Below are 12,679 nucleotides of genomic sequence, written 5' to 3'. Positions count from 1 at the left end.
TTGCAGCACAGGCCGGCGACTCAACGCTGGCATCGGCCTTGCTTGAAGCGACACCCTGAAGGACGGAACCATGAAGAAGATGAAACTGGTGATGGTGGGCAACGGCATGGCCGGCGTGCGTACCCTCGAGGAACTGCTGAAGATCGCGCCCGAGCTCTACGACATCACCGTGTTCGGCGCCGAGCCGCACCCCAACTACAACCGCATCCTGCTCAGCCCTGTGCTGGCCGGCGAGCAGACCGTCGACGAAATCGTCCTCAACCCCCTGGAGTGGTACGCCGAGCACGGCATCACGCTGCACCTGGGCAAGAAGGTGACGCAGATCGATCGGGTGCGGCGCGTGGTCCGCGCCATCCATGAAGACGGCAGCGTCACCGAGGCGGAATACGACCGACTCCTGCTGGCCACCGGCTCCAACCCCTTCATCCTGCCGGTGCCCGGCAAGGAGCTGGAGGGCGTGATCGCCTACCGCGACATCGCCGACACGAACGCGATGATCGAGGCCGCCACGAAGTACCGGCACGCGGTCGTTATCGGCGGCGGCCTGCTCGGCCTGGAAGCCGCCAACGGCCTGATGCTGCGCGGCATGCAGGTGAGCGTGGTGCATGTGATGCCCTGGCTGATGGAGCGCCAGCTCGACGACACGGCGGGCAAGCTGCTGCAGAAGTCGCTCGAAGACCGCGGGCTCAAGTTCCTGATCGGCGCGCACACCGAGCAGCTCATCGGCGACAAGGACGGCAGGGTGATGGCCGTGCGCTTCAAGGACGGCCGCGAAATCCCCGCCGACCTGGTCGTCATGGCTGTGGGCATCCGCCCCAACACCGCGCTGGCCGAGCAGATCGGCATCCACTGCAACCGCGGCATCGTCGTCACCGACACCATGCAGACCGTGACCGACCCGCGCGTCTATTCGGTCGGCGAATGCGCGGCCCACCGCGGCATTGCCTACGGCCTCGTGGCGCCGCTGTTCGAGCAGGGCAAGGTCTGCGCGACGCACCTCGCGCAGTTCGGCATCGGGCGCTACACCGGCTCGCTGACCAGCACCAAGCTCAAGGTCACCGGCATCGACCTGTTCTCGGCCGGCGACTTCATGGGCGGCGAGGGCTGCGAAGAGATCGTGATGAGCGATCCCTTCGGCGGTGTCTACAAGAAACTCGTCATCAAGGACGACAAACTCATCGGCGCTTGCCTCTACGGCGACACGGTCGACGGCAGCTGGTACTTCAAGCTGCTGCGCGAGGGCCGCAAGATCAGCGACCTGCGCGACAAGCTGATGTTCGGCGAATCCAACATCGGCGACACCGGCCACGAAGGCAACACGCGCGCCGCGGCGATGGCGGATGCCGACGAGGTGTGCGGCTGCAACGGCGTGACCAAGGGCGCCATCTGCAAGGCCATCAAGGACAAGGGCCTGTTCACGCTCGACGAAGTGCGCAAGCACACCAAGGCCAGCGCGAGCTGTGGTTCCTGCACCGGCCTGGTCGAGCAGCTGCTGATGTTCACGGCCGGCGGCGACTATTCGAAGGCACCGACCAAGAAGGCGATGTGCGGCTGCACGGACGCGAGCCACCAGGAGGTGCGCGAGGCCATCAAGGGCGAGCACCTGCTCACGATCGACGGCGTGTACCAACGCTTGAACTGGCGCACGCCCAACGGCTGCTCGTCCTGCCGCCCGGCGATCAACTATTACCTCATCAGCACCTGGCCCAAGGAGGCCAAGGACGACCCGCAGTCGCGCTACATCAACGAGCGCAGCCACGCCAACATTCAGAAGGACGGCACCTACAGCGTGATCCCGCGCATGTGGGGCGGAGAGACCACCGCCGACGAGCTGCGCCGCATCGCCGATGCGGTGGACAAGTACAAGATTCCCACCGTCAAGGTCACCGGCGGCCAGCGCATCGACTTGCTCGGCGTGAAGAAGGAAGACCTGCCCGGCGTGTGGAAGGACATCGGCATGGCCAGCGGTCACGCCTATGCCAAGGCGCTGCGCACGGTGAAGACCTGCGTGGGCAGCGAGTGGTGCCGCTTCGGCACGCAGGACTCCACGCAGATGGGCAAGGACCTGGAGCGGGCCTTATGGCGCATGTACGCACCGCACAAGGTCAAGCTCGCGGTCAGCGGCTGCCCGCGCAACTGCGCCGAGTCGGGCATCAAGGACGTGGGCGTGATCGGCGTCGATTCGGGCTGGGAAATCTATGTCGGCGGCAACGGCGGCATCAAGACCGAGGTGGCGCAGTTCCTGTGCAAGCTGAAGACCTCCGATGAGGTGCTGGAATACAGCGGCGCCTTCCTGCAGCTCTACCGCGAGGAGGGCTGGTACCTGGAGCGCACGGTGCACTACGTCAGGCGCGTCGGGCTCGATTACGTCAAGAAAAAGATCCTCGACGATGCCGCGGGCCGCAAGGCGCTGTGGGACCGCCTGCAGTTCTCGCTCGACGGCGAACCCGACCCGTGGTTCGAGTTCGACAAGGCCGCCGTCGATGCGCGCCAGTTCGAACCCCTGGTTCCGGCCTAGCCGCCACTTCCTGCCCTTACCCCGAATCCGCGCACCCTGCGTTGCTCCCTCTCCTCTGGGAGAGGGTCGGGGTGAGGGCCAGCCCGAATTGCGAACAAGAGATGAACTGAGATGACAGCCTGGAAACCCATCTGCACTGTGGCCGACATTCCGATGCTCGGCTCGCGCCGCGTGCACCGTGAGAACGGCTGCGCCGTCGCCCTTTTCCGCACCGCCGACGACCAGGTCTTCGCCCTGCTCGACCGCTGCCCTCACAAGGGCGGCCCGCTTTCCCAGGGCATCGTGTTCGGCACCAGCGTCGCCTGCCCGCTGCACAACTGGACTATCGGCCTGGCCGATGGCTGCGCCAAAGCGCCCGACGACGGCTGTACCGTGGCGTTCCGCGTCCGGCAGGAAGCTGGCCAGGTTTCGCTCGACACACACGAACTCGCCACGCTGGCGCTCGACCTCCAGCCGCCGCGCGCCGGACCCGGCGCCTCGACGGGCGCCGTCGGCGGCAACACCTTCGACGTGCAGGCGCCGCACGGCGCGTGAGCTTTTCGCATGCGTGAAACGCGCTCTACCTGCCCCTACTGTGGCGTCGGCTGTGGCGTCATCATCGAGTCGGAGGACGCGCAGATCACCGGCGTGCGGGGCGACCCAGAACATCCTGCCAACTTCGGCCGGCTGTGCAGCAAGGGCAGCACCCTGCACCTCACTGCCTCGGCGCCGATCACGCGGCAGACCCGGCTGCTGCAACCGCTGCGCCGCGCAGAGCGCGGTGGAGCCCTGCAGCCCGTGGGCTGGGATGCCGCGCTCGACGAAGCAACCGAGCGCTTCGCATCGACCATCGAGCAGCACGGCCCCGACGCCGTCGGCTTCTACCTCTCCGGCCAACTGCTCACCGAGGACTACTACGTCTTCAACAAGCTCGCCAAGGGTCTGATCGGCACCAACAACGTCGACACCAACTCGCGGCTGTGCATGTCCAGCGCCGTGGCCGGCTACAAGGCCACGCTGGGCGCCGACGCCCCGCCCGCCTGCTACGACGACCTGCACCATGCGCACACGGTCTTCATCGCCGGCAGCAACACGGCCTGGGCGCACCCGGTGCTGTTCCGCCGGCTCGAAGACGCGCGGCGCGCCAACCCGGGCATGAAGCTGATCGTCGTCGACCCGCGCCGCACCGAGACGGCCGAATGCGCGGATCTGCACCTGCCCTTGCTGCCGGGCACCGACGTGGCACTGTTCCACGGCCTGCTGCACCTGCTGATGTGGGAAGGCCTCACCGATGCGGCCTACATCGCTGCCCACACCCGCGGCTTCACGGCGCTGCGCGACCGGGTGCGCGAGTTCACGCCGAAATCCGTGGCGCAGATCTGCGGCTTGAAAGAGGAAGCCATCGTGCAGGCGGCACGCTGGTTCGGCGGCCTGACCGACAACGGCGACCCGCAGCAGCGCACGCCCACGCTGAGCCTGTATTGCCAGGGCCTCAACCAGAGCACCAGCGGCACCGACAAGAACGCCGCACTGATCAACCTGCATCTCGCGACGGGGCAGATCGGCAAGCCCGGCTCCGGGCCGTTCTCGCTGACCGGCCAGCCCAACGCGATGGGCGGGCGCGAGGTCGGCGGCCTGGCCAACCTGCTGAGCGCTCACCGTGATCTGGCGAACCCGCAGCACCGTGCCGAGGTCGCCGCGCTGTGGGGCGTGGCCGACGTGCCGGCGGCGCCGGGCAAGAGCGCGGTCGAGATGTTCCAGGCCGCCGCGGACGGTGAGATCAAGGCGCTCTGGATCACCTGCACCAACCCCGCACAGTCCATGCCCGACCAGGCCGTGGTGCGCCGCGCGCTCGAACGCTGCGCGTTCGTGGTGCTGCAGGAAGCCTTCGCCACCACTGCGACCGCTGCCTACGCCGATCTCCTGCTGCCCGCCACCACCTGGGGCGAGAAGGACGGCACGGTCACCAACAGCGAGCGTCGCATCAGCCGCGTGCGGCCCGCCGTGGCAGCCCCCGGCGCCGCGCGCCACGACTGGGCCGCGGCGGTCGATTTCGCGCGCCGGCTCGAAGCCCGGCTGCCGCGACGTATTCCGGAGGCAGCAAAGCACCCCGCCCCGATCGACATCCCCCTCAGCGCGGGAGCGCAAGGCGACGCGCGTCGCGCAACTGGAGGCGCTGACCTGGTGGCGACGCTCTTTCCCTACGCCACGCCGGAATCGGTCTGGAACGAGCACCGCGAGAGCACCCGCGGGCGCGATCTCGACATCACCGGACTCGACTACGCGCACCTCGAGCGCGCGCCCGCGCAGTGGCCCTGCCCCAAAGGCCAAGTCACGGGCAAGGTAAGGCTCTACGCCGACGGCGTCTTTCCCACCGCCGACGGCCGCGCCCGCTTCGCCGACATGCCCTACCGCCCGGTCGCCGAGCCGCGTGATGCTCGCTTCCCGTTTTCGCTGACGACCGGCCGCCTGCGCGACCAGTGGCACGGCATGAGCCGCACCGGCACCCTCGGCCTGCTGTTCGGCCACGTGCCCGAACCGGCCATCGAACTTCATCCACAGGAACTCGTGCGCCGCGGCTGGGCCGAAGGCACGCTGCTGCACGTCACCTCCCGGCGCGGCTCGGTGTTGCTGCCGGTGCGTGCGAGCAGCACCCTCGAGCCGGCGCAGGCTTTCGTGGCCATGCACTGGGGCGAGGAGTTCGTTTCCGGCCGCACCTCGTCCGGCGCACGCGCAGCGGGCGTCAACGCCTTGATGTCGAGTGCGTACTGCGCGCAATCCAAGCAGCCAGAGCTCAAGCACGCCGCGGTCAAGCTGCTCAAGGCCGAGCTGCCCTGGGCCCTGCTCGCGGCGGCCTGGCTGCCGGCGGACGAGGCGCTGCGCGCTCAGCAAGGCCTGCGGGCCCTGATGCCGGCCTTCGACTACGCGCACTGCGTGCTGTTCGGCCGCGAGCCGCATGCGCGCGGCGTGGTCGGCGTGCTGCTGCGGGCCGCCGCGCCGGAGCCGGCCAGCCGAGAGCAGATGGCGCAAATCGAAGCGCTGCTCGGCATTGCGGGGCCGGACGTGCTGCGCTATGCCGACGCGAAACGCGGACAGCATCGCGCCATGCGGCTGGCCGCCGCCGGCGGCCGCGAAACCCGGCTGGAAGCCTTCGTGCTCGGCGGCGACCTGCGCGCCGAGGGCTGGCTAAAGGACCTGCTGCAGGCGGAAGGGCCCGCCCAGGACTACGGTCGGCTGCTGCTGCGCCCCGGCGCCAAGCCGCCAGTGGCGGTCGCGCCGCGCGGCGCGCAGGTCTGCAGCTGCTTCGACGTGACAGCACCGGCCATCGCGGCGACCCTCGCGCAGTGCAGCGGCTCCGCCGAAAACCGGCTTGATCAGTTGCAGGCCCGCCTGCACTGCGGCACAAACTGCGGCTCCTGCCTGCCGGCCTTGCGATCGATGGTGAAGGTGTCGCTGCAGGCGGCGTGAATCGACCGCTCGGCCGAGGGCCGAGGGCCTGGGAACCGGCAGCTCAGCAACAGCAGCGAACGGCGAACAGCTTCGCCGACCCTCACCGCCGCGAGCGTTCCAAGCTGCGATGGAGTTCATGGCAGCCGCCTCGCCGATACTGGAACGCGTCTTGCGAATCGATCACCATGGGCATCGCAAAGTATCTGAAGGAAATCGGCCGCGGCCGCGAAGGTGCGCGGGGGCTCGGCCAGGCCGAAGCGCGCGACCTGATGGAGCAGGTGCTCGATGGCCGCATCAGCGAAGCCGAGCGCGGCGCCTTCGCGATCGCCATGCGCATCAAGGGCGAAACAACGCAGGAGCTGGCGGGCTTCACCGAGGCCGCCGCCGCCCGCTGCATCGCCTTGCCGGATGCGCGGCCGCCCGTGCTGCTGCCCTCCTACAACGGCGCCCGCAAGCTGCCCAACCTGACACCGCTGCTGGCGTTGCTGCTCGCCCAGCAAGGCGTGCCGGTGCTGGTGCATGGCGCCGCCGACGATCCGGTGCGCATCACCACGCACGCCCTGTTCCTCACCCTTGGCCTGCCGGTCGCGCGCGATGCCGACGATGTGCAGGACGCCTGGGCGCGCCAGGAGCCGGTGTTCATGCCGACCAACGCGCTGTGCCCGCCACTGGCCGCGCTGCTGCAGCTTCGCTGGACGCTCGGCCTGCGCAACCCCGGCCACACCGTCGCCAAGCTGCTGGCGCCGCGCGGCGCGGCCTGTCTGCGCGTCGTCAGCTACACCCACCCCGAGTACGGCGCGGCGCACACCGCTTACCTGCAGCACGCCCGCGCCGATGCACTGCTGCTGCGCGGCACCGAGGGCGAGCCCGTGGCCGACCCGCGCCGGCTGCCGCGGCTCGACGTCTTCGCCGAGGGCGTGTTGCGGCCCGAGTTGGGGCGCGCCGCGCACGAAGGCGTGCTGAGCGAGTTGCCGCTGCTGCCACGCAGCCGGGATGCCGCCACCACCGCCGTCTACGTGCAGGCCGTGGTGAGCGGCGAAATGCCGGTGCCCGGCCCCCTGCGCGAACAGGTCGAGGTGCTGGTGCGCGCCTGGCAGTTGCTGGATCAGCGGCCGGGCGCCCGCGAGCGCTCTGCCTGAGCCTCGGTGCGTGCGCCGCCGAAAGCAGCGCCCCCACATGCGAGGGCCGAGCCTCGCGCGCGCCGCCCCTCGACGTCCAGCTCCGGTGGGCCGTCACCGCGGCATCGCAGGCCGTGCGAACGGAGCGTCGCGCCACCGTGGCTGCATCCCTGGCGCCTCGGATAATCGGCGCCATGCCGCCTGCTCCGCACACTCTGCCCACCCCAAGGATTCGGCGTGCAGCGCTTTGACGTGGCGGTGATCGGCGCCGGCGCTGCGGGTTTGTTCTGCGCGGGCATCGCCGGCCAGCGCGGCCTGCGGGTGCTGCTGATCGACCATGCCGAAAAGCTCGCCGAGAAAATCCGTATCTCCGGCGGCGGGCGGTGCAACTTCACCAACCTGCACACCAAACCGGCCAACTTTCTCTCGGCCAACCCGGCCTTTTGCCGTTCGGCGCTGGCGCGCTACACGCCGGGTGATTTCATCGCGCTGCTCGGGCGTTACGGCATCGGCTGGCACGAGAAGCACAAGGGCCAGCTGTTCTGCGACGACTCAAGCGAGGACGTCATCGGCCTGCTGCTGCGCGAGTGCGAGGCCGGGGCCGTCACACGCTGGCAGCCTTGCGGCGTGTCGGCCGTGCTGCAGGCCGGGCACGGGTTCGAGCTCGACACCGCGCGGGGCACGGTCGGCGCGGCCCGGGTGGTGGTCGCCACCGGCGGGCTTTCGATTCCCAAAATCGGCGCCAGCGATTTCGGCTACCGGCTGGCGCGCCAGTTCGGCCACCGCGTCGTCGAGCCGCGGCCGGCGCTCGTGCCCCTGACCTTCGACGCGGCGTCCTGGTCGCCCTTCGCCGCGCTGGCCGGGCTGTCGCTGCCGGTGAAGATCGCGAGCGGCGAAGGCGTGTTCCTGGAAGACCTGCTGTTCACCCACCGCGGCCTGAGCGGCCCGGCCGTGCTGCAGATTTCCAGCCACTGGCGGCCGGGTACGCCGCTGGAAGTGGATCTCGCACCGGCCGAGGATCTCGGCAACGCGCTGCGTGGGGCCAAGGCCGTGTCCCGGCGCAAGCTCGTCAACGAACTCGCCACGCGGCTGCCGGCACGCCTGGCCGAGGCGTGGACGGCGCCGCTCGGCACGCTGGCCGAGAGGACGCTGCCCGAGGTCAAGGACAAGGAGCTCGCCGCGCTCGCCGCGTCGCTGCAGCACTGGCGGCTCACGCCCAGCGGCACCGAGGGCTGGCGCAAGGCCGAGGTCACCGCCGGCGGGGTCGATACCCGCGAGCTGAGCTCGCAGACGCTGGAGAGCCGGCGCGTGGCCGGACTGCACTTCATCGGCGAGGTGGTCGACGTGACCGGCTGGCTCGGCGGCTACAACTTCCAGTGGGCCTGGGCCAGCGCCCATGCCTGCGCGCAGGCCTGTGCCGAGCGGCAGGCCGCGCCGGCGCCTGCGGCCCGCGCGCCGGCAGGTTGAGCCAGGCGTTGCGAGGTCCTGCGGGCCGTCTATAATCGCGGTCTTTGCCGGCAAACCGCGCCCGCTCCTGGATCAGTCATCCGGAAAGACTCCCAGGGCGGCGGGCACACAAACACAGGATCCACCGTTTCATGACCACCGTTCGCGTCAAAGAGAATGAGCCCTTCGATGTGGCTCTCCGCCGTTTCAAGCGCACCATCGAAAAGCTCGGCCTCCTGACCGACCTGCGGGCCCGAGAGTTCTACGAGAAGCCCACCGCCGAGCGCAAGCGCAAGAAGGCCGCCGCGGTGAAGCGCCACTTCAAGCGCGTGCGCAGCATGCAGCTGCCCAAGAAGATGTTCTAGCCGGAACCAGACGCACGGAGCGGTCGCAGCGGCCGTTGCGAAGCAAGGCACCTGCGGTTCCGGCCTTCGCAAACCGAGCCAGTAAAACCCCTCCATGAAACCAAGCCCGCTCGGGGACGCCCAAGCGGGCTTGGTCGTTTCTGCAAACCCATCGCTGGAGATCGGCATGAGCCTGAAAGACCGCATCACCGAGGACATGAAGAGCGCCATGCGCGCGAAAGACGCGCCGCGCCTCTCGACGATCCGCCTGCTGCTGGCGGCCTGCAAGCAAAAGGAAGTCGACGAGCGCATCGTCCTCGACGACGCGATGGTCGTGGCGATCGTCGACAAGCTGATCAAGCAGCGCAAGGACTCGATCGCCCAATTTGCCGCCGCCGGCCGCACCGACCTGGTCGACAAGGAAACCGCCGAACTGCCCGTGCTCGAGGCCTACCTGCCCGCGCGTCTGAGCACCGAGCAGGTCGCTGCCGAGGTGGCGAAACTGGTCACCGAGCTCGGCGCCAGCGGGCCGGGCGACATGGGCAAGGTGATGGGTGCCGCAAAGGCGAAGCTGGCCGGCACGGCCGACATGGGCACCGTCTCGGCGGCGGTCAAGCAGGCCCTCGCGAAGTAAGCTTCGCGTCTCTGGCCGCACCGCAGGAACTTCGATGAATCTGCCCGCCTCGATGCTCGACGAAGACATCGCCGTCGCGCCGCAACTCACCCCCGAAGCCATGGCCGCAGCCGCGGCGGCCGGCTTTCGCAGCGTCATCAACAACCGCCCCGATTTCGAGGGCGGACCGGACCAGCCGACCAACGCGTCGATGGAAGCCGCCGCCCGCGCCGCCGGCCTGGAATACGCCTTCCTGCCGGTTTCGGGATCGTTCCAGACCGCCGAGCAGGCTCAGCAGATGGCCGACTTGATGGCACGCTTGCCCAAGCCGGTGCTGGCATTCTGCCGCAGCGGCACGCGCAGCGGCCGGCTCTACGCGATGGCGCGCGAACTGCGCGGCTGAGCCGGCCCGGTGGTCGCAGCACTGCCCGGGCAGGCGGGCGACGGCGAGCGCCATATCGCCCACCTCGACATGGACGCGTTCTATGCGTCGGTCGAACTGCTGCGCTACCCGCAATTGCTCGGCCTGCCGGTCGTCATCGGGGGCGGGCGGCGACACCAGCCCGAGCCGCTGGTCGACGGCAGCCTGCGCTTTTCGACCTTGCGCCACTACGCCGGCCGCGGCGTGATCACGACCGCCACCTACGCGGCCCGCGCCCTCGGCCTGCATTCGGCGATGGGGCTGATGAAGGCGGCGGCGCTCGCACCGGACGCGGTGCTGCTGCCGACCGACTTCGACGAGTACCGCCGCTACTCGCGCGCTTTCAAGGCGGCCGTCGCCGAAGTCGTCGGCACCGACCCGCCGGTGATCGAGGACCGCGGCATCGACGAGATCTACATCGACCTGAGCGGGCAGCCCGGTGTCGCCGCCGACCACGGCGCAACGATCGCGCAAGCCATCAAGGACCGGGTGCTCGAACGCACAGGCCTGAACTGCTCGATCGGCGTCACGCCCAACAAGCTGCTCAGCAAGCTCGCCTCCGATCTCGACAAGCCGGACGGCCTCACGATCCTCCGTCACGCCGACATCGCCGCGCGCATCTGGCCGCTGCCGGCGCGCCGCATCAACGGCATCGGCCCCAAGGCGGCCGCCCGGCTGGAAGCGCTGGGCATCCGCAGCATCGGCGAGTTGGCCAGCGCGGATGCCGCCTGGCTGATCGCGGAGTTCGGCCAGAGCTACGGCGCCTGGCTGCATGCGGCTGCGCACGGGCGCGACGAGCGTGTGGTGGTCACGTACAGCGAGCCCAAGAGCATCAGCCGGGAGACCACCTTCGAGCGCGACCTGCATCCCCGCACTGATCGCGCCGCGCTCACGGTCATCTTCACGCGGCTGTGCGAAAAGCTTGCCGGCGACCTGCAGCGCAAGGGCTATGAAGGCAGGACGATCGGGCTGAAGCTGCGCTACGACGACTTCAAGACTGTCACACGCGACGTGACGCTCGAGCAGCCGACGGCGGACGCCGCCATCATCCGCCGTGCCGCAGGCGCCTGCCTCAAGCGCGTGCCGCTGGAGCGCCGGCTGCGACTGCTTGGCGTGCGAGCCGGCTCACTGGCGCGGCCGGGCGATGCGGGCCGCGTCACCGCACCGCGCGCGGCTGAACGCGACGTGCCTTGCATGCCCGGTCTGTTCGAAACCTGAGCCGCTAGGTCAGGCTGTCGATTCGACTCTGCGGCGCGCCACGCGCGTTCGCAGGGCCCGGCAGGCGCTCACAAGCCGCGAACGTCGAAGGTGTTGCAGTCGGCCACGCTGCCGGTCTCGAAGCCACGCTGGAACCAATGCATGCGCTGCTTGCTGCTGCCATGAGTGAAGCTTTCCAGCACCACCTGCCCCTGCGAGCGCCGCTGCAGCGTGTCGTCGCCGATCTGCGCGGCGGCGTTCATCGCCTCCTCCAGGTCGCCCTGTTCCAGCCAGCCCTTGGCCTGCTGCGAATGGTGAGCCCAGATGCCGGCGAAGCAGTCGGCCTGCAGTTCCGTCCTCACGCTCAGGGCATTGGCCTGAACCTCGCTGCCGCTGCGCCGCGCGCCCTCGACCTTGGCGCTGATGCCGAGCAACTGCTGCACGTGGTGGCCGACCTCGTGGGCGATCACGTAGGCCTGCGCGAAATCGCCCGGCGCGCCCAGGCGCTGCGCGAGCGTCTCGAAAAAATCGAGATCGATGTAGACCTTCTGGTCGCCAGGACAGTAGAACGGGCCCATTGCGCTCTGGCCGCTGCCGCAGGCGGTGGGCACCATGCCGCGAAACAGGGTGAGCTTGGGCGGCTGGTAAGCGGCATTGCCGGACTGGAAGATCTTCGTCCAGACGTCTTCGGTGCTTCCCAGCACCACCGCCACGAACTGCGCCTGCGTGTCGCCCGCAGGCGGCGCCGGCGCCGGGCCCGAGACCTGCTCGCTGGCCGGCGCGCCGCCTTCGAGCAAGCCGAGCACCGTGAGCGGGTTGATGCCGAAGATCCAGCCCGCCACCAGCGCGACGACGATCGTGCCGACGCCGATGCCACGCCCGCCGATCCCCGACAGCCCGCCGCGCCCGCCCACCCCGCGGCGGTCTTCCACATTGCTGCTCTCGCGTTCGCCCCGCCACTTCATGAAGACCTCCAGCGTGCCTGCCGCCCGGCGAACATGCTACGCCGCGCGGTTCCGCGAGCGATACCTTCTGTGCCCCAGCGGACGCTGGCGCACGGCGGTCAGGTCTTGGGCAAGGTCACGCCGCGCTGGCCCTGGTACTTGCCGCCGCGGTCCTTGTAGCTGGTCTCGCAGACTTCGTCGCTTTCGAAGAACAGCACCTGCGCACAGCCTTCGCCCGCGTAGATCTTGGCCGGCAAGGGCGTGGTGTTGCTGAACTCGAGGGTCACGAAACCTTCCCACTCGGGCTCGAAGGGCGTGACGTTGACGATGATCCCGCAGCGCGCATAGGTGCTCTTGCCCAGGCAGATGGTCAGCACGTTGCGCGGGATGCGAAAGTACTCCAGCGTCCTGGCCAGCGCGAAGCTGTTGGGCGGGATGATGCACACGTCGGCGTTGATGTCGACGAAGCTTCTCTCGTCGAAGTTCTTCGGGTCGACCACCGTGCTGTAGATGTTGGTGAACACCTTGAATTCCGGCGCGCAGCGGATGTCGTAGCCGTAGCTGCTGGTGCCGTAGCTCACGATCCTGTGGCCGTCGGGGGCATGCCTCACCTGACCCGGCTCGAAGGGCTCGATCATGCCGGTCTGCT

The 12,679-nt window shown here is 69.2% G+C and carries 11 protein-coding genes; 9 read left to right on the top strand and 2 right to left on the bottom strand.

Annotated elements, in window-relative coordinates:
* The first annotated feature begins 70 nt into the window (after positions 1–70).
* The 9 genes from nirB (at position 71) to dinB (ending at position 11,107) form a co-directional block, all read left to right on the top strand.
* Positions 71–2,518 carry a nitrite reductase large subunit NirB gene (gene nirB, locus H0W40_RS11760; RefSeq protein WP_292446358.1) on the top strand — a complete coding sequence of 816 codons (2,448 nt, stop codon included), beginning with the start codon at positions 71–73 and terminating at the stop codon, positions 2,516–2,518.
* Between the two features lie 111 nt (positions 2,519–2,629).
* Positions 2,630–3,052, top strand: coding sequence for a nitrite reductase small subunit NirD (gene nirD / locus H0W40_RS11755; RefSeq protein WP_292446357.1), 423 nt, complete (start codon positions 2,630–2,632; stop codon positions 3,050–3,052).
* Between the two features lie 9 nt (positions 3,053–3,061).
* Positions 3,062–5,965 (top strand): nitrate reductase, encoded by a 2,904-nt coding sequence (locus H0W40_RS11750; RefSeq protein ID WP_292446356.1) that lies wholly within the window; start codon positions 3,062–3,064, stop codon positions 5,963–5,965.
* A 167-nt stretch (positions 5,966–6,132) separates the two neighbouring features.
* Complete coding sequence (gene ybiB / locus H0W40_RS11745; RefSeq protein ID WP_292446354.1) at positions 6,133–7,086, top strand: DNA-binding protein YbiB; 954 nt, start codon at positions 6,133–6,135, stop codon at positions 7,084–7,086.
* Positions 7,087–7,302: 216 nt separating this feature from the next.
* On the top strand, positions 7,303–8,532 hold the full coding sequence (locus tag H0W40_RS11740) for an NAD(P)/FAD-dependent oxidoreductase (RefSeq protein WP_292446352.1): 1,230 nt from the start codon (positions 7,303–7,305) through the stop codon (positions 8,530–8,532).
* Between the two features lie 131 nt (positions 8,533–8,663).
* Entirely contained in the window at positions 8,664–8,876 is a 213-nt protein-coding gene (rpsU, locus tag H0W40_RS11735; protein WP_292446350.1) for a 30S ribosomal protein S21, read from the top strand.
* A 166-nt stretch (positions 8,877–9,042) separates the two neighbouring features.
* A complete protein-coding gene (locus H0W40_RS11730) occupies positions 9,043–9,489 on the top strand; it encodes a GatB/YqeY domain-containing protein (RefSeq protein ID WP_292446379.1) in 447 nt (148 codons plus the stop codon).
* 34 nt (positions 9,490–9,523) lie between these two features.
* Positions 9,524–9,871, top strand: coding sequence for a TIGR01244 family sulfur transferase (locus H0W40_RS11725; RefSeq protein ID WP_292446349.1), 348 nt, complete (start codon positions 9,524–9,526; stop codon positions 9,869–9,871).
* 9 nt (positions 9,872–9,880) lie between these two features.
* The gene (gene dinB, locus H0W40_RS11720) at positions 9,881–11,107 is read left to right on the top strand and encodes a DNA polymerase IV (RefSeq protein WP_292446348.1); all 1,227 of its coding nucleotides are present in this window, start codon (positions 9,881–9,883) and stop codon (positions 11,105–11,107) included.
* Positions 11,108–11,175: 68 nt separating this feature from the next.
* On the opposite strand, the gene H0W40_RS11715 is transcribed toward dinB, so the two are convergent.
* Both H0W40_RS11715 and dcd read right to left on the bottom strand, forming a co-directional pair.
* The gene (locus H0W40_RS11715) at positions 11,176–12,051 is read right to left on the bottom strand and encodes a neutral zinc metallopeptidase (RefSeq protein WP_292446346.1); all 876 of its coding nucleotides are present in this window, start codon (positions 12,049–12,051) and stop codon (positions 11,176–11,178) included.
* A gap of 98 nt (positions 12,052–12,149) precedes the next feature.
* Entirely contained in the window at positions 12,150–12,668 is a 519-nt protein-coding gene (dcd, locus tag H0W40_RS11710) for a dCTP deaminase (RefSeq protein ID WP_292446378.1), read from the bottom strand.
* Positions 12,669–12,679 lie beyond the last annotated feature (11 nt).

The organism is Methylibium sp. (genome assembly GCF_013817345.1).
GTDB lineage: Bacteria > Pseudomonadota > Gammaproteobacteria > Burkholderiales > Burkholderiaceae_C > Methylibium.
Note: the sequence above shows the minus strand (reverse complement) of the source record. Positions and strands in the feature narration are given on the sequence as shown.